General features: G+C 45.8%; 16 protein-coding genes. 9 read left to right on the top strand and 7 right to left on the bottom strand.

The window, feature by feature from the left end:
- Window positions 1-111: 111 nt before the first annotated feature.
- The 5 genes from D0A37_RS09255 (at window position 112) to ileS (ending at window position 6,264) form a co-directional block, all read left to right on the top strand.
- Complete coding sequence (locus D0A37_RS09255; RefSeq protein ID WP_242723461.1) at window positions 112-429, top strand: DUF433 domain-containing protein; 318 nt, start codon at window positions 112-114, stop codon at window positions 427-429.
- Window positions 422-754 carry a DUF5615 family PIN-like protein gene (locus tag D0A37_RS09260; protein ID WP_242723463.1) on the top strand — a complete coding sequence of 111 codons (333 nt, stop codon included), beginning with the start codon at window positions 422-424 and terminating at the stop codon, window positions 752-754. The genes D0A37_RS09255 and D0A37_RS09260 overlap by 8 nt, the downstream gene beginning before the upstream one ends.
- Window positions 755-912: 158 nt before the next feature.
- A complete protein-coding gene (locus tag D0A37_RS09265; RefSeq protein ID WP_242723466.1) occupies window positions 913-1,323 on the top strand; it encodes an Npun_F0494 family protein in 411 nt (136 codons plus the stop codon).
- A gap of 522 nt (window positions 1,324-1,845) precedes the next feature.
- On the top strand, window positions 1,846-2,409 hold the full coding sequence (locus D0A37_RS09270; protein WP_242723468.1) for a Uma2 family endonuclease: 564 nt from the start codon (window positions 1,846-1,848) through the stop codon (window positions 2,407-2,409).
- Between the two features lie 264 nt (window positions 2,410-2,673).
- Window positions 2,674-6,264, top strand: a complete 3,591-nt coding sequence (ileS, locus tag D0A37_RS09275; protein WP_242723470.1) for an isoleucine--tRNA ligase — start codon at window positions 2,674-2,676, stop codon at window positions 6,262-6,264.
- 252 nt (window positions 6,265-6,516) lie between these two features.
- On the opposite strand, the gene D0A37_RS09280 is transcribed toward ileS, so the two are convergent.
- The 4 genes from D0A37_RS09280 to D0A37_RS09295 all read right to left on the bottom strand — a co-directional run bounded on the left by D0A37_RS09280 (window position 6,517) and on the right by D0A37_RS09295 (window position 11,918).
- Window positions 6,517-6,810, bottom strand: a complete 294-nt coding sequence (locus D0A37_RS09280) for a hypothetical protein (protein ID WP_242723472.1) — start codon at window positions 6,808-6,810, stop codon at window positions 6,517-6,519.
- Window positions 6,811-6,894: 84 nt separating this feature from the next.
- On the bottom strand, window positions 6,895-7,407 hold the full coding sequence (locus D0A37_RS09285) for a dihydrofolate reductase family protein (protein ID WP_242723474.1): 513 nt from the start codon (window positions 7,405-7,407) through the stop codon (window positions 6,895-6,897).
- Window positions 7,408-7,473: 66 nt separating this feature from the next.
- Window positions 7,474-8,193 carry a DUF4926 domain-containing protein gene (locus D0A37_RS09290; protein ID WP_242723476.1) on the bottom strand — a complete coding sequence of 240 codons (720 nt, stop codon included), beginning with the start codon at window positions 8,191-8,193 and terminating at the stop codon, window positions 7,474-7,476.
- Window positions 8,194-8,213: 20 nt separating this feature from the next.
- Window positions 8,214-11,918: a leucine-rich repeat domain-containing protein gene (locus D0A37_RS09295; RefSeq protein ID WP_242723478.1), complete on the bottom strand. Its 3,705-nt coding sequence runs from the start codon at window positions 11,916-11,918 to the stop codon at window positions 8,214-8,216.
- A gap of 193 nt (window positions 11,919-12,111) precedes the next feature.
- Here D0A37_RS09295 and D0A37_RS09300 point away from each other — a divergent pair, with 193 nt between their 5' ends.
- On the top strand, window positions 12,112-12,381 hold the full coding sequence (locus D0A37_RS09300) for a type II toxin-antitoxin system VapB family antitoxin (RefSeq protein ID WP_242723481.1): 270 nt from the start codon (window positions 12,112-12,114) through the stop codon (window positions 12,379-12,381).
- Between the two features lie 145 nt (window positions 12,382-12,526).
- Window positions 12,527-12,793, top strand: a complete 267-nt coding sequence (locus D0A37_RS09305; RefSeq protein ID WP_242723483.1) for a PIN domain-containing protein — start codon at window positions 12,527-12,529, stop codon at window positions 12,791-12,793.
- A gap of 11 nt (window positions 12,794-12,804) precedes the next feature.
- Here the strand turns inward: D0A37_RS09305 and D0A37_RS09310 are convergent, their stop codons facing one another.
- Both D0A37_RS09310 and D0A37_RS09315 read right to left on the bottom strand, forming a co-directional pair.
- A complete protein-coding gene (locus D0A37_RS09310; protein WP_242723485.1) occupies window positions 12,805-13,125 on the bottom strand; it encodes a DUF433 domain-containing protein in 321 nt (106 codons plus the stop codon).
- 37 nt (window positions 13,126-13,162) lie between these two features.
- Complete coding sequence (locus D0A37_RS09315) at window positions 13,163-13,318, bottom strand: hypothetical protein (protein ID WP_242723487.1); 156 nt, start codon at window positions 13,316-13,318, stop codon at window positions 13,163-13,165.
- A gap of 261 nt (window positions 13,319-13,579) precedes the next feature.
- Between D0A37_RS09315 and D0A37_RS09320 the strand changes: the two genes are divergently transcribed.
- Together D0A37_RS09320 and D0A37_RS09325 are read left to right on the top strand one after the other, a co-directional pair.
- Window positions 13,580-14,535, top strand: a protein-coding gene (locus D0A37_RS09320; RefSeq protein WP_242715677.1) for an IS630 family transposase whose coding sequence is annotated in 2 segments (ribosomal slippage) — window positions 13,580-13,913 and window positions 13,913-14,535 — 957 coding nt in all. Because the reading frame shifts where the segments join, the coding sequence is not laid out codon by codon here.
- A 126-nt stretch (window positions 14,536-14,661) separates the two neighbouring features.
- Window positions 14,662-15,546, top strand: coding sequence for an aspartoacylase (locus tag D0A37_RS09325; protein ID WP_242723489.1), 885 nt, complete (start codon window positions 14,662-14,664; stop codon window positions 15,544-15,546).
- A gap of 14 nt (window positions 15,547-15,560) precedes the next feature.
- Here D0A37_RS09325 and D0A37_RS09330 read toward each other — a convergent pair whose 3' ends face one another.
- On the bottom strand, window positions 15,561-16,259 hold the full coding sequence (locus D0A37_RS09330) for a phosphatase PAP2 family protein (protein WP_242723491.1): 699 nt from the start codon (window positions 16,257-16,259) through the stop codon (window positions 15,561-15,563).
- Window positions 16,260-16,275 lie beyond the last annotated feature (16 nt).

A 16,275-nucleotide genomic window follows, 5' to 3' on the forward strand; every position in this document is an offset into this window, starting at 1 on the left:
GCGGAAATTCGCAATATCCATCAAAAATACCATAGCTTAAAATGCCTTTTACAGCCAAACTCGTCTAGCCTGTCATAAAATAGAAGACACATCCTATATTAATTCCCTACCATGTCGATCGCCGTGATTAAAGAACATATCGAAATCACCCCAGGAATCTGTGGGGGAAAACCTCGTATCGCTGGACATCGCATCCGAGTTCAGGATATAGTTGTTTGGCACGAACAAATGGGAATGTCACCAGACGAAATTCTGTATCACTATCCGAGTATTACTTTATCTGATATCTATGCAGCTTTAGCCTATTATCACGATCGTCGAGATGAAATTCGCTCAGCAATCGAAGCAGATGCAGAATTTGCCAGCCAATTGAAAGCTCAAACCCCATCGCTATTGCAACAAAAATTAAAAAATCGTCAACATGGCTAAGATAAAATTCCATCTCGACGAAAATATAACTCTTGCCATAGCGAATGGATTGCGAAGACGTGGAATTGATGTCACCACAACTCCAGAACAAGGAATGATTGGGCAATCCGACGAACAACAATTAGCATTTTCCCTGTCTCAAGAGCGAGTAATTTTTACCCAAGATACGGATTTTTTAAGACTGCATCATGCAGGTTTGTCTCACGCGGGTATTGTTTACTGTTTACAAACCAGTAAATCGATTGGGGAAATTTTGCAAGGATTAGTATTAATTTGGGAGGTAGTGAATGCTGAAGAAATGAACAATCATTTGGAGTATTTGTAAAAATAGGCGAGGCACTTGGAGCCTGAGTATTAATCGTATCCTACCGCAGTTTTGGATCGGTCGAGATAAGGTCATATTTGGCTATATTTTTCCCAACTCTACTCTCCTGACTCTAAATAGGTGATGATAAAAGTAGTAGCTACTCAAAAGTTCTCGCAATGACTTTTCTCCCATCCGAAGCGTTTAAATCTATTAGTTATCCCAGCCGCACCGTCAAAAGAGCCGATCGCGCGATCCGGTGCAGCCCTTTTCAATTACACTTCTTCCAGACAATCCGCGATAACAGTGTTTTCCTAAGTGCGATCGCCTCAAATGCGGGTGTCGAAAGCGGCTACACTCGATCGCCCGTATCCGAACTCGTAGCCGAAAACTCCCTACTGTGGCTGATCCAAGTCGGCGTGTTGCGGCGAGAAGTAGACGGACAAGGGATTACCGACAGTTTTCGCCTCACGCCGCTGGGCCGCCAACTCGTGGAAAAATGGGAACAGGAAGGACAGGGAGTGCCGGCCGCGTCATTGTGCGATCGCATGGGAAATGCCGTCAGCCGCGGGTTGGGACTATTTCTATGACCTTTTCTCGCTTGCTGTCCGACAGGGAATGAATTCCCTGTCTCATAGCAAAAGTCGGTTAAAAGTGAGATCTTGCACCATTCTCAATAAGCTTTTTATGAACAGGCAAGATGCCTGTTCCACAAAGAGTGAATTTTCTTGTGGAACAGGCATCTTGCCTGTTCTTGAGAATGGTGCAAGATGTGAGTTAAAACCGACTGCAAGTCTCAAATTAACTCGATGTTGAGTTTCGCATTGCACGTTAATCAACCTCCTCAGTCCTCTTGCAGAGGACTTGCGCTATGAGACAGGGATTTCAATCCCTGTCGGACTCGCCGTCAAACGAGTTAGACCGCGATCGCACTTGAGTTTCTTAGAAGGACTGGGGTGTGTTTTCTTTCGCGGAGAAGCCCACCAGGAAATTTATGCTTTTTTGTGGAACAGGCCGGAAAGCCTGTTCTTAAAAATGATGCAAGATGTGAGTATAAATTAAATTCGCGATCGCTTAACTAATACAAATTAAACTTAAATCAAATAAAAATAATGGTTCAAACCGCTTCTAAACCTTTGAGTCTCGATGAATTTCTCCAACTGTCGGAAACCAAACCCGCCAGCGAATTCATCGACGGTCAAATTATCCAGAAACCTATGCCCCAAGGAAAACACAGCACAATTCAAAGCGATTTGGGTGGTGACATCAACCGGGTACTCAAACCGCAACGCATCGCCCGCGCCTATCCAGAATTACGCTGTACCTTTGGTGGTCGATCGACAGTACCCGATCTTGCAGTCTTTACCTGGGAACGCATTCCCCGCGACGAAAACGGCGAAGTAGCCAACACTTTCGCCATCGCCCCCGACTGGACAATCGAAATTCTTTCCCCCGACCAAAGTCAAACTAAAGTCGTCCGCAACATTCTCCACAGTCTCGCCCACGGGACTCAGATGGGCTGGCTGATTGACCCGGAAGAAGAACTGGTATTTGTCTATTTTGCCGATCGCACCATAGCAGTTTTTGAAGAACCGGGCGATCGCATCCCCGTTCCAACCTTTGCCGAATCCTTTAATCTCACCGTCGGTGAAATGTTCAGTTGGCTGACTGAGTAGTGCCACCTCGGTTTATGAATGATTTAACCGCAGAGGGCGCAGAGGGCGCGGAGGAGGGAGAAGAGAGATCGCCCTACGGATTTGCTTCGCTCAAATGTGCGGTCGATCGCTTATACTAAAATATCTGGTTGTCAGCACTTCAAGGACGAGAGAAAACTAAAGTTATCAGTACAAACTTAATTAGGATTATTTAACCGGACTTGATATCATCTCTCAAATAACCGCTAACTACTAACAACTAACTACATAAAACGTTTCTCAAAAATGGAAGCTAAATCTTACAAAGACACCGTAAACCTGCCCAAAACCAAGTTTGATATGCGCGCCAACGCCGTCAAACGGGAACCAGAATTGCAACAATTTTGGGCCGATCAAGAAATCTACGATCGCCTCTCGGAAAATAACCCAGGCGACTTGTTCATCCTGCACGACGGGCCACCCTACGCCAACGGACAACTTCACATCGGCCACGCCCTCAACAAAATCCTCAAAGATTTTATCAACCGCTACCAAATGCTGCGCGGCAAAAAAGTCCGCTACGTGCCGGGTTGGGATTGTCATGGATTGCCGATCGAACTTAAAGTATTGCAGAACATGAAATCGGAGGAGCGGCTAAATCTTACCCCGATCGAACTCCGCCACAAAGCCGCCACCTTCGCGCAGCAAACAATGGAACAGCAGCGCGAATCCTTCCAGCGCTACGGCGTTTGGGGCGACTGGGAACACCCGTATTTAACCATGAAACCCGAATACGAAGCCGCTCAAATCGGCGTTTTCGGTCAAATGGTGCTCAAAGGCTACATCTACCGCGGCTTCAAACCTGTTCACTGGAGCCCGAGCTCGAAAACCGCCCTCGCCGAAGCGGAATTGGAATATCCCGAAGGCCACACGTCGCGCAGCATCTACGTCGGCTTTCATGTGAGAAAATTGTCAAAATCTTTGCAACAGAAGCTCAAGCGCTATATGCCGAGCCTCTGGGCGGCGATTTGGACGACTACCCCCTGGACGATTCCGGCAAACTTGGCGATCGCAGTTAATCCCGAACTAACTTATGCGGTGGTGGAACCGCCGGCAAATTCCAACATCGCACAACAATTTATCTTAGTAGCTGTCGATGCGGTCGATCGGCTGTCGGCAACTTTTAACACTCAATTAAAAATACTTGCTACCTTCAAAGGCAAAGAATTAGAAGGTTGCAGCTACAAACACCCGCTGTTCGATCGCGAAAGTCCAATTGTTGCCGGCGGTGACTACATTACCGCTGACTCAGGAACCGGATTAGTGCACACCGCACCAGGCCACGGACAAGAAGACTTTATCGTCGGAAAACGCTGTGGTTTGCCAGTTTTAACGCCCGTAGATGAAAACGGAAACTTCACCGCAGAAGCCGGACAGTTTGTAGGTTTAAATGTCCTCGGAAACGGCAATGGCGCAGTCATTGATGCCCTTGCTGACGCAAATTGTTTGATTAAAGAGGAAAGTTACGCTCACTCTTATCCTTACGATTGGCGCACGAAAAAGCCGACCATTTTTCGGGCAACAGAACAGTGGTTTGCCTCGGTTGAAGGGTTCCGAGATGAAGCATTAAAAGCGATCGCCGAGGTGAATTGGATTCCCGCCCAAGGGGAAAATCGGATTACTGCAATGGTGGGTGATCGATCGGATTGGTGTATTTCTCGCCAGCGGACTTGGGGCGTTCCCATTCCCGTATTCTACGACGAAGAAACCAACGAACCCCTGTTAAATGAAGAAACGATCGCCCATGTGCAAGCCCTTTTTGCCGAGAAAGGTTCCGATGCTTGGTGGGAATTGTCGATCGATGAATTGCTGCCGGAATCTTACCGCAATAACGGCCGCACTTACCGCAAAGGTACAGACACGATGGATGTGTGGTTTGACTCGGGTTCTTCCTGGGCCGCAGTTGCCCAAGGTCGATCGGAATTAAACTATCCTGCTGATATCTATTTGGAAGGTTCAGACCAACACCGCGGCTGGTTTCAATCGAGCTTGCTGACCAGTGTAGCAACTAACGGCGTCGCTCCTTACAAAACAGTTTTGACTCACGGTTTTGTGCTGGATGAAAAAGGCCGCAAGATGAGCAAATCTGAAGGCAATGTCGTCGATCCGGCAGCCGTAATTAAGGAATATGGAGCCGATGTTTTGCGGTTGTGGGTGTCTTCGGTAGACTACTCGGCAGACGTGCCGTTGGGCAAAAACATTCTCAAACAGCAGTCGGATGTTTACCGCAAAATTCGCAATACAGCTAAGTTTTTGCTGGGCAATTTGCACGACTTTGACCCGGCAAAAGATGGCGTTGCTTACGAGGAATTGCCGGAACTCGATCGCTATATGCTGCACAGAATGGGCGAGGTTTTTGCGGAAGTCCAAGATGCTTTTGAAAGCTTCCAATTTTCCCGATTTTTCCAAACAGTGCAGAATTTCTGCACGGTGGATTTGTCGAATTTTTACTTGGATATTGCCAAAGACAGACTTTACATCAGCGCGACAGATACCCTTCGCCGCCGCAGTTGTCAGACGGTGATTGCAATTGCTGTGGAGAATTTAGCAAGGGCGATCGCACCTGTGTTGTGTCACATGGCTGAGGATATTTGGCAGTACCTTCCCTATCCGACTCCTTACAAGTCCGTGTTTGAAGCCGGCTGGGTGCAAATAGATGCTTCATGGCACAATCCAGAATTGGCTACTCGCTGGCAGTATTTGCGACAAGTGCGCGGCGAAGTTAACAAGGTTTTGGAAAAAGCCCGGATGGAAAAGGCGATCGGTTCTTCTTTGGAAGCTAAGGTTTTGGTGTATGTTCCCGATGTGGAAAAAAGACAGCAATTGCAAGCTTTGAATCCCAGCAGCGAAGAATTGGTGGATTATGTACGATCGCAAAATTCAGTCATCGAGTTAGCAGCAGAGGAGAAAGCAAAAGCAGCACAAGATCAACAGGAAGAACAAGCGGCAAAAGTTGCCAAAGTGTTGACAGAAAACACAGTTTATGTTGAGGCGGAAACGAGAGAAAAGGGCGATCGATCTTCTCAGATCGTACAGTATTCGGCCCCGGAAACCACGGCTTTAGATTTGCAGCAAATCTTAGATCGAAGCGCCGACTTTGTGGCTAATTTGCCTGAATACGCGGGGAACTTTTTTACAGAATACCAAAAAGCGCTGGTCACACTTGGACTGTTAGCCTCTGTGTTGATAACGGGCCGAGTAACGCTGGCGATTTTGGATACGATGAATCAGATTCCGCTTTTGGGAGGCTTATTGGAAGTCATCGGCATCTTATTTACAATCTGGTTTGCTTTCCGTCACTTGCTGTTTGCCGCCAACCGTCAACAACTGGCTCAAAAGATTGATTTTATGACAGCAGATGTGGTGGGGCGGACAAGCGGGCTTGTGCTTGCAGAAACACAGGCGATCGTACTCGCACCGCCAGTAGAAGCAGCGCTTGTGCTGGTAGAAGAAACACAGGCGATCGTACAAACAGCCCCAGTAGAAACGGCGCTTGTAGAAACACCCCAAATCCCGCAAGCAGAATTAGTTGCGATCGAACCCAAACCAGAAATTCCTGCTTCCATAGCTGTAACGCACGATTCTACAATGACCGGCAAGGGTGTAGATGAACTGCGGTATTTGTTCATTACTTCGGAAGTGGAACTGGTAGAATCGAATGAAATTCTGCAAGAATTGCCGTACAGTTATCAGTCTCCTGAGTTGGCGATTGGTGTAGTGAAAGCAGACGGGGAAAAGTGCGATCGCTGCTGGAATTACTCGACTCACGTCAGCGAGTCGATCGAACATCCGGTAATTTGCGAACGCTGCGTGTCAGCAGTAGACGACAAATTCTAACCGTATGATGTACACCGCACACCGCTGTAACTGCCATTGCGAGCTATACGCGAAGCAATCGCAGACTCCGTGATTGCTTCACTATCTACTCGTTACCAGGCTCCTGCCTGGTAACGCAGATCCGGAGGCTCTGCCTCCATCTTCCCAGCCGAGGCAGAGCCTCGCTTATATGGGTTCCAAGGCAGAGCCTTTGAACCAGTTAAATCAATCAAACAATGAGTGGGATGGGCTTTGAGCAGCGTCCCGAATATGCTATTTCTTAAAAAAACCGCAGACGATTTCGCCAGGGTTGTTTTGTCCAAACGCCAAAACAGTTCCATCTTTCTTAACTGTAGTGCGATCGCGGCAATTGTAGACTTCCAGAGGCTGTTTAACTCCATCAACACTCAGAATTACCCTGTATTCCCAATAGTTTTTCGCACTGCGTTTGATATCGACAATGCAAATCTCGCGCCCTCGATAATTGCGGCATACAGAGGCGTCAGCAGGAAGCGCCACCCAGAAAAAAGATATTAATAGCAACAAGTAGCAAACACATTTCCTCATCAGCCAAATTACTAAGTTTTATCTTACGTTTTTTGATAATCAAGTGACAGTATTTAGCAAGCGACTTAGCAATTGGGTGCGCCCTCAAGTGGCGACATCGTAAGATAGCTGAACGATGCCAGAACTGTATGTTTGACATCCAGTTAACTGCAAAGCTGTAGTGTTTATGGGATTAGTAAATAAAGGAATTCCCTCGCCCAAAATAATCGGCTGCACCGAGAGAATGACCTCGTTGACAAAATTTTGATTCAGGAAATCGCGAATCAGCAGAGAACCTCCCACCAACCAAATATTCTTACCGTCAAGCAAGCGCAAATCCTTGACAAAATTATCTAAATCTGTAACCACTTCGACATCAGAAGTTGCTTTAAAATTTAGATTTTTCGTAAAAACATAACTCTTTTTTTCCGGGTACGGATACTCGCCAAAAGTTAGAACTTGTTCGTAAGTTTTCCGACCCATGAGAACCGTATCGATGCTATCTAAGAATTTACTATAACCGTAATTTTGGTCTGTAAACAGCCAGTCAATATCGCCATTCGAGCGGGCAATATAACCGTCCAGACTAGATGCAATGAATAGTACAATTTTACGCATGGCAACACCGAGGTTTTGGGAATGATTGGGGCGATTATCGCCCGAATCACCTTAATTTTAAATGATTTAGTGTCGTGACGGTAGCTTGAGTTCGATACCCACCTTTTGACCGAGATCGATCGCCGTATTAGCAAAATCAGTCATGCCTGCGATCGGAATTGCGCTCGCAGTTGCCGCCCCAATCATCGCAGTAATGCTTTTCTTTAATCGGGCTTTATTCCGTTCGTTCTCCGGTTTCTTAATTTCAGCTTCGACATCTTCAATATCAATAATTATCCCATCGCGAATATCTTCGGGAAACTGCTCGACGGTTTGACGCATCGATGAGATTAGTTGCAGAAGTTCGGCGGTATTGGCGTTATTGATTTGCTTGAATTCATTGTCGCTAAATGAAGCGTTGTCTTTAAATTGGCTGGGGATGACACCGGAGAGATTAGCATCTGGAAAATTGCTGGTTTGCGATTTATCAACTTTATCGCCTGCAACTTTATCACCGGCAATTTTATCACCGGCCACATTATCGCCTTGACCGTATTGGTAAATATGATTACACACCGGAGTATTTTCTGGTGTATAGTTATATTTTAGTTTTAAAAGTTGACTGCTGTGTAAGGGCAACATGGCATAAGTTTGCCCATCATCGTCACTGAATTCGACTTCGTAAACTTCGGGGGCTAAAAACTCGACGATCGTCCCTACTTGACCGGCAAGTAAATTATGGTTTGGTAAATCTTCCTTGATGGCAACAATATCTAGTAATTGTAATTTTGAAATTCCCCTTACCATAATTTACCTCGGATTTTTATTTAGCGTGCCGACGGTAGCTGGATTTCGATACCCACTTTCTCGCCTAAATCGATCGCCGTATTAGCAAAATCAGTCATGCCTGCGATCGGAATAGCGATCGCAGTACCCGCCGCTAAAATAGCTGTTAAGCTTTTCTTTAATCTGGTTTTATTCCATTGGTTCTCCGGTTTCTTAATTTCCGCTTCGACATCTTCAATATCAATAATTATCCCCTCGCGGATGTCTTCGGGAAACTGCGTCGCGGTTTCACGCATTGATGAGATTAATTGGAGAATTTCCGCAGTATTGGCATTATTGATTTGCTTGAATTCATTATTGCTAACTTGCGCGTTGTCGCTGCCTATAACACCGGACATCGGGCCATTGAAGTTGTTGGTTTTTGAAGAGTTTTCAGTCATAACTTTTGCTTCGGCTGTAATATTAGTAGGTTTGCTAGCGAGTCGTTTAGCGATATCTACAAGGTCGTCATATTCTCTTCCGTATTTTTCATCGCCCATTTGGTTTCTGCGCCGAAGTTCGATCGACTCATACCCATCCAGCAACGGCCGCAAATCCCAACTCTTTTTAAGTTTGCCGACCCGAACCTTAGTCTCGCCCATCTCCTCCAGCCCTAGCAATTCCTCGTAATCCAGCGGATCAGCATCGGGATAATCGGGAACCGGCACCCATTGACTGATTTCCAGATTGGCAAAAGAATTGTGGATTGTGCTAAACATATCGCGGATCAGACTCAGAAAAGAACGCCGCGTCGATTCCCGCCCGCTAACGGCAATAAAGATTTTCTTATCTTCCGGGTCAGATTTAATCCGGGCGATGTTGTACACCTCAGCGCCTTCGGTGTACTCCAGCATAACCCCCGTCCGCCAGTGGGTGCAGTTGTGGATTTTCTTGTGCATGAGGACGATGAAGCGCGAGAGGATGCTGTCGGGGAGGATGCGGTAGTGATATTGAAATTCCAGGGTTTCGCCTTGGAGTTTGGTGTTTTGCGGTTCTTCTTTGGGCAAGATGCCGGGGATGAGGAAAGTCGGCGCGGGACAATGGCTGACGGGGAAGCAGAGTTCAAATTCCTCCATCAACCCGGTGAGGCAGTGGTAGCGGTGGCGGGGATATTTATTTGAGTCGAGGATGCGGCTGAGGTCGGCGTAGGAGAGAATACCTTTGGTTTTGACTTTGAGTTCATCGTCGCTGAGGAGGGCATAGATGCCTTCTGTCACCCAGTGGGGATTGAGGATGTTGGTGGATTGCAGGATCGGGTGTTCGCGAAAGTTGAGGACAATGCCCAGGTTGTGCAGCAGTCCGATCAGTTGGGTTTGGTCGGTTTCTTCAAAGATGTTTTCTTTGGCGCAGATGGTGGCGTATTCGCTGATGCTGATGATGTCTTTGTCGAGGTTTTCCAGGCGCTGCTTGACTTGGAACCAGCTTAGTGGCAAAAGATCGTAGACTTCTTTGAGTTGGGAGATTTCCGTGTGGATGGCGCTGCGGAGTTCGTCGATGCCGGTTCCGCTTTGGCAGGAGGTTTCGATAATGGCTTTGATGTTGGGATATTTGTCGCGCAAGGCTTTGCGGTTGAGATCCAGGGGTTGTTCGTCGCATTTGTTGCCGACGAGGATGACGGGGGATGCGTCGCCGAAGCTTTCGATCAGTTTCAGCCAGTATTCGAGGCGGTTTTCGTCTTCGCTGGTGCGGCAGTTGCACACCAGCAGGTAGAGGCTGCGTTTGGTAAGGAAAAATTGGTGGGTGGCGTGGTAGATTTCTTGTCCGCCGAAGTCCCAGACGTTGAGTTTTACGGGTTTGGTGTTGACTGTAATTTTCCAGTCTGTGATGTTGAGTCCGTCGGTTTGGGGCTCGTTGGGGTTGTATTTGTTGTGGATAAGGCGGTTGATCAGGCAGGTTTTGCCGACGCTGCCTTGCCCGACGAGGAGGACTTTGGCTTCGTTGAGGGGGAGAACTTCGCCACTGCGGAGTTTGCGGAGGTAGTTGAAGATGGTGACCGGAGTACCGGGAGCTTCGTAGTTGTTGGCGGGTCCTAGAACTTCTGGAGAAATGGGCAGGGGATTGTGGCGGAGGTCGAGTTTTGCAAGTTTTGGCAGTGTTTCCAAACATTCAGGAATCTTTTCAATCTGATTGTTACTGAGGAAAAGCCCTGTCAGATTCGACAGTTGGCCGATGACTTCTGGGATGGATGTAATCTGATTTTTACTGAGGTGAAGCCATGTCAGATTCGACAGTTGGCCGATGACTTCTGGGATGGATGTAATCTGATTGTCTCTGAGGTCAAGCTGTGTCAGATTCGACAGTTGCCCGATGACTTCTGGGATGGATGTAATCTGATTGTTACTGAGGTCAAGCTGGGTCAGATTCGACAGTTGCCCGATGACTTCTGGGATGGATGTAATCTGATTGTTACTGAGGTCAAGCTGGGTCAGATTCGACAGTTGTCCGATGACTTCTGGGATGGATGTAATCTGATTGTTACTGAGGTGAAGCCATGTCAGATTCGACAGTTGCCCGATAACTTCGGGGATGGATGTAATCTGATTGTTAAAGAGGACAAGCCATGTCAGATTCGACATTTTGCCGATGACTTCTGGGATGGATGTAATCTGATTGTTCCAGAGGACAAGCTGTGTCAGATTCGACAGTTGACCGATGACTTCTGGGATGGATGCAATCTGATTTTTACTGAGGAAAAGCCCTGTCAGATTCGACAGTTGACCGATGACTTCTGGGATGGATGTAATCTGATTGTTACTGAGGTCAAGCTGTGTCAGATTCGACAGTTCCCCGATGATTTCTGGGATGGATGTAATCTGATTGTTACTGAGGATAAGCTGTGTCAGATTCGACAGTTGCCCCAGGATTTCTGGGATGGATGGAATCTGATTGTCTCTGAGGTCAAGCTGTGTCAAATTCGACAGTTGCCCCAGGATTTCTGGGATGGATGTAATCTGATTTTTACTGAGGAAAAGCCCTGTCAGATTCGACAGTTGGCCGATGACTTCTGGGATGGATGTAATCTGATTGTCTCTGAGGTCAAGCTGTGTCAGATTCGACAGTTGGCCGATGACTTCTGGGATGGATGTAATCTGATTGTTACTGAGGTCAAGCTCTGTCAGATTCGACAGTTGGCCGATGACTTCTGGGATGGATGTAATCTGATTGTTCCAGAGGACAAGCTCTGTCAGATTCGACAGTTGGCCGATGACTTCTGGGATGGATGTAATCTGATTGTTCCAGAGGACAAGCTGTGTCAGATTCGACAGTTGGCCGATGACTTCTGGGATGGATGTAATCTGATTGTTACTGAGGACAAGCTCTGTCAGATTCGACAGTTGGCCGATCGCATCTGGAATTTTTGTTAAACCAATGCTGGTTAAATTTAAACTCTCTAACTGCTTCATTTCCAGCAGCACTTCTGGCATCGTTCCGAATGGATTGCCGCTGAGGTCGATCGATCGCAAATTTAAGAGCGAGCGTAATTGCTCTGGCAGTGTTCTGAATTGATTGGTAATTAGTTTCGGAGTCAGTTTACCATCAACAAATTCCCAGTCTTCCGTCTTCTTCCCCAACACCAACATCTCAAGCTGCGTGCACTTGCCAATCTCCGGCGGCAATTCCTCCAAGTCCAGCCCCGACAAATCCAGTTGGGTCAATTTTTCCTCGGCTGCTTGGTCAATTCGCCGCACTGCTTCCTCTCGCGTCATGCCCTTTGTCTCTCGGTAGGATTCATTTTATTGTGACAGGAATTTTCGCTTGGTGGGGAGTTGCCCGCGCGTCACAATCAAAGAAACCGGGTTTTTTTTGTTTCTACACTGTCATGCGTCTTCAGGGCAAAAACCCGGTTTCTGAGCGAGGCATCACAACTATAATAAAATAACGGTTAAAAGAGGAAAGCCAATGGTGACGAGCCTGAATGTGGATACGGCACTGCTGCAAGAGGCGATCGAACTTGAGGGAGAAATTGAGTTCGAGACTCTAGTTGAAATCGCCTTGCGCGAATACATTCAACGCCGCAAACAGCCACAGAATCTCGAACTTAGCTTTGGAGAATCTCTCAGTGCATTTCGTGAAAAATATCAACTGCACGAACTCGGTTTAAATCCTGATGAAATTTGGGGAGAAGTTCGCGATCGAACTTTTGCAGGACGCGAGGTCATCTTTGAATGACGCTGCGTTATTTACTCGATACCAACATTATCTCCGAACCTGTTCGTCCTGTTCCGAATGCGAATGTGATGACTAAACTAATTGAGGCAAAATCCACAGTGGCGCCTCGATAGTTTGGCATGAAGTTCTGCTGGGCTGTTATCGAATGCCAGATTCTAAGCGTCGCAGTGCGATCGAAGCTTATCTTCAGGAAGAAGTGAAAGTAAAATTACCGATTTTGCCCTACACCCAAGAAGCGGCTGAGTGGTTCGCTAAAGAACGAGCAAGACTCATCCCCCTCGGGCTTACACCGTCTTATGCTGATGGGCAAATTGCAGCGATCGCTAAAGTCAATAATCTGATTCTGGTGACACGAAATGTGGCTGATTATGCAAACTTTCAAGACTTGGCAATCGAAAACTGGTTTTCTTAAACTTAATCTATTTAATCATCGGTTTGATGAGAAACTATAATGCGATCGATGTGTTGCAGGTGGTGATCGTAATAACGCCAAGCATTCTCTAAATCGCGATCCGACAAACCTGGATAATTCCGAAGTAACTCAGCCTCATCAGCCCCCTGTTGGTGAAGCGAAACCACTGTCCAAACAGGAATGCGGGTGTTGCGAATCCGGGCATTTCCTCCACAAACTCCAGGCGTACTCTGAATCGCCCTAGCTGAGAGTTTTTCTTGAAACAGCAAACTCTCTTCAGGTGTCAGCGACTCAATGACTTGAATTAAGGAGTCAACCAACTGAATGTTCATAGCTGGTAATTTACAGAATATATAATAGTGCGATCGCTCAAACTATCATAGCAAATTTCCCCAACACCAACCTCTCAAGCGGAGCGCACTTGCCAATCTGTGGCGGCAATTTCTCCAACCCTGCCAAATCCAATTCTGTCTGGCCTTCATCTGCGGCTTTGTCGATTAACTGCAACGACTCCTCTCGCGTCATATCCTTTGTCTTTCGGTAGTCTTCATTTTATTGTGACAGGATCAGATAAACTGGGTTTCCAAGGTCTGCGTGTGATATAGCATTTCTTAGAAAGATGAGGTATAATATAACTGACTTAAACGGAGTGAAAAATATAGAACTTCAAAATGTTATACAGCTCTAATTAAATAGGGCGATCTTCGAGCAGTAGTCCCTCGACCCGCAGCAGTCACTAGAATGACAACTATCTCAAATTTTAGCAAGGATCACGCATTAGTAAAAATGAAAACTTATTCGATTGATTTTAGACAAAAAATTATGGATGTGTACCATAATGAACCGCTGTCACAAAGAGCAATAGCTAACCGTTTTTGTGTAGCCCTAAGTTTTGTCCAAAAATTGGTTAAACAGTATCGTGACACCCAAAACATTGCTCCTCGCACTGAGCGATGTGGAGTCAAATTAAAACTGAATGCAGAACAACTGCTAATTTTAGCGGAATTGATTGAAGCAAACAATGATGCAACTCTCGAAGAACTCCGTTATTTACTGTACCAAAAAATTGGTTTTACCATCAGCGTAGCAACGATGGGAAGAATGGCAAAACTCTTAAACATGACTTTGAAAAAAAAACTCTTTTCCCGTCAGACAAAGGCACTGACAGGGTTCAGAACCTGCGATACGAGTTCTGGCAAAAAATTAGAGAAGTTTGTTTCAAAGACTTAATATTCATTGATGAATGTGGAGTAAACTTGGCAATGGTTAGGTTATATGCTCGATCTCTAAAAGGTTCAAGAGCCAAGGGATCAAAACCGAATAAACGCGGAAGAAATGTCTCAATAATTGGAGCTATATCGGTCAAAGAAGTCCTAACATCAGTTAATTTAATAGGTACAACTGATGCAATTACATTTGAGGCTTTTATTATCCGAAAATTAGTGCCAAAGTTATGGAAAGGTGCTTGTGTAGTCATGGATAATTGTACTATTCATACCGGAGAAGAAGTAGAAAAAGCCATCCAAAAAAAAGGGGCTAAATTAATATACTTGTCGCCCTATTCGCCGGATTTCTCCCCAATTGAAAATTTATGGTCAAAACTTAAAAATATTCTCCGTTCTATCAAGACACCTAATTATAAAGAGTTAGCAAAAGCCATAGAGTTTGCATTTAGTGAAGTTACATCAGCAAATATTTGGAATTGGTTTACTCACTGCTGTTATTGTACCTCACCTTTGTAAGAAATGCTATACCTACTTACTTAAACTTTAGATAATCTAAATATAAACACATAATAAACCTCAATCTGATGTTTTTTACCAACAGATGACAAATGGGGTAAGCTTGGGATAGGAAGTTATTTGTTTATGAATCAAATTAAACGTGTTGCCATAGTGGGAGGAACCCACGGAAACGAACTCACAGGAATTTACCTGGTGAAGAAATTCGATCGCGCGCCAGAGTTAATTCGGCGATCGACTTTTGAAACAATCGCCCTGCTAGCCAATCCCAAAGCTTGCGAAATCGGGACACGCTACCTCGATATTGACCTCAACCGCTGCTTTACAAAGCAAGATTTAGAAAATCCCCATCTCTCCAGCTATGAAGCGCAGCGGGCGAAAGAAATCTACCGCCTTTTTAGCTCAGAAAACACTCATCTGCCCAACCTAATTATCGATTTGCACAGCACCACATCCAACATGGGGCTAACATTTATTCTCGCCAGCCATCATCCATTTAACCTGCAACTAGCAGCTTATTTAACCTCTGTCTATCCCCACCTCAAGGTACTCGCTTCTACAACCAAGAATCATGATAGTCCTTTGCTGCGATCGCTTTCCGACTTAGGCGGTACGCTGGAGGTTGGTGCAGTGGCACAAGGCGTATTAGATGCGTCTTTATTTCAGCAAACTGAGCAAGTTGTGTGCAAAATTTTAGACTGCGTAGAAGCCTACAATCAAGGCACAATGCCTTCTGCAAAAAATCCCCTGACTATTTATCACACCATTGGGGCGATCGACTATCCCAGAAACGAGAACAGAGAAATTCAGGCAATGATTCATCCTCATCTGCAATCCAGAGATTATCAAGCCCTAAATCCCGGCGATCCGATGTTTTTGACCTTGGATGGTGAGTCGGTATTGTATGAAGGTAAATCAACCGTTTATCCCATTTTCATTAACGAGGCTGCTTACTACGAAAAAGGAATTGCCATGTGTTTTACCCAAAAACTAATAGTCACTCTTGAGTAGAAAATTAAAAATTATTATTGAGGATTTTCAGGTGCCAAAAACTCCTCTTTAGAAGCCGTAGTAAAAGAACGCAATTCCTTCCATATTTCCAAAGTAATAATACAGGTAATCAGCCACACCACACCAGCCGTATAACCGGCAATAACATCCGTAGGCCAGTGAACTCCTAGATAAAGCCGACTCAAACCAATAGCAGCAATTAATACAACTGTCAAGCTGTAAATCCACCAGCGTTGCTTGGGAAAGCGTGCACCCAACAAATATCCTAACAAACCGTAAATAACCATTGAAATCATCGCGTGCCCGCTAGGAAAACTGTAAAAGCGAACGTCAACAACGCGCTCCCAAAGTTGAGGTCGAGCGCGGGCAAAAAGTTTTTTTAATAGTAAATTTAAACCGATCGAGCCACCACCCGCGAGCGCAATAGTTGCAGCTTCCGAGCGGTGATTTCGCCCTAGCAAAACAATACCCAAAATCAGAGAAATCACTAGCAGCAAATCCGGCTCTCCCAAAAAGGTAAAGCCCAGCATTATTTGATCGCGCAGCGGAGTGTGCAATTCCCTCAGAGCTAGTAAAATAGAGGTATCGAAAGCGTAACTTTGTTTTCCCAACACCTCTTCGGCAATAGTGGCAAATCCCCACATCGCCAAAGCCGCAACAGCAAGCCCGGCCAGCCGAATTATCGAAATGAGCGATCGAATTTTAGAACCCATTCTTGAACTAATTAAA

Source organism: Microcoleus vaginatus HSN003 (genome assembly GCF_022701255.1).
GTDB classification, from domain to species: Bacteria; Cyanobacteriota; Cyanobacteriia; order Cyanobacteriales; family Microcoleaceae; genus Microcoleus; species Microcoleus vaginatus_B.

What these genes read in the sequence shown, in the direction of transcription:
- D0A37_RS09255 (WP_242723461.1), top strand. Translation starts at nt 112, where the DNA reads ATGTCGATCGCCGTGATTAAAGAACATATCGAAATCACCCCAGGAATC.
- D0A37_RS09260 (WP_242723463.1), top strand. Translation starts at nt 422, where the DNA reads ATGGCTAAGATAAAATTCCATCTCGACGAAAATATAACTCTTGCCATA.
- D0A37_RS09265 (WP_242723466.1), top strand. Translation starts at nt 913, where the DNA reads ATGACTTTTCTCCCATCCGAAGCGTTTAAATCTATTAGTTATCCCAGC.
- D0A37_RS09270 (WP_242723468.1), top strand. Translation starts at nt 1,846, where the DNA reads ATGGTTCAAACCGCTTCTAAACCTTTGAGTCTCGATGAATTTCTCCAA.
- ileS (WP_242723470.1), top strand. Translation starts at nt 2,674, where the DNA reads ATGGAAGCTAAATCTTACAAAGACACCGTAAACCTGCCCAAAACCAAG.
- D0A37_RS09280 (WP_242723472.1), bottom strand. Translation starts at nt 6,810, where the DNA reads ATGAGGAAATGTGTTTGCTACTTGTTGCTATTAATATCTTTTTTCTGG.
- D0A37_RS09285 (WP_242723474.1), bottom strand. Translation starts at nt 7,407, where the DNA reads ATGCGTAAAATTGTACTATTCATTGCATCTAGTCTGGACGGTTATATT.
- D0A37_RS09290 (WP_242723476.1), bottom strand. Translation starts at nt 8,193, where the DNA reads ATGGTAAGGGGAATTTCAAAATTACAATTACTAGATATTGTTGCCATC.
- D0A37_RS09295 (WP_242723478.1), bottom strand. Translation starts at nt 11,918, where the DNA reads ATGACGCGAGAGGAAGCAGTGCGGCGAATTGACCAAGCAGCCGAGGAA.
- D0A37_RS09300 (WP_242723481.1), top strand. Translation starts at nt 12,112, where the DNA reads ATGGTGACGAGCCTGAATGTGGATACGGCACTGCTGCAAGAGGCGATC.
- D0A37_RS09305 (WP_242723483.1), top strand. Translation starts at nt 12,527, where the DNA reads ATGCCAGATTCTAAGCGTCGCAGTGCGATCGAAGCTTATCTTCAGGAA.
- D0A37_RS09310 (WP_242723485.1), bottom strand. Translation starts at nt 13,125, where the DNA reads ATGAACATTCAGTTGGTTGACTCCTTAATTCAAGTCATTGAGTCGCTG.
- D0A37_RS09315 (WP_242723487.1), bottom strand. Translation starts at nt 13,318, where the DNA reads ATGACGCGAGAGGAGTCGTTGCAGTTAATCGACAAAGCCGCAGATGAA.
- D0A37_RS09325 (WP_242723489.1), top strand. Translation starts at nt 14,662, where the DNA reads ATGAATCAAATTAAACGTGTTGCCATAGTGGGAGGAACCCACGGAAAC.
- D0A37_RS09330 (WP_242723491.1), bottom strand. Translation starts at nt 16,259, where the DNA reads ATGGGTTCTAAAATTCGATCGCTCATTTCGATAATTCGGCTGGCCGGG.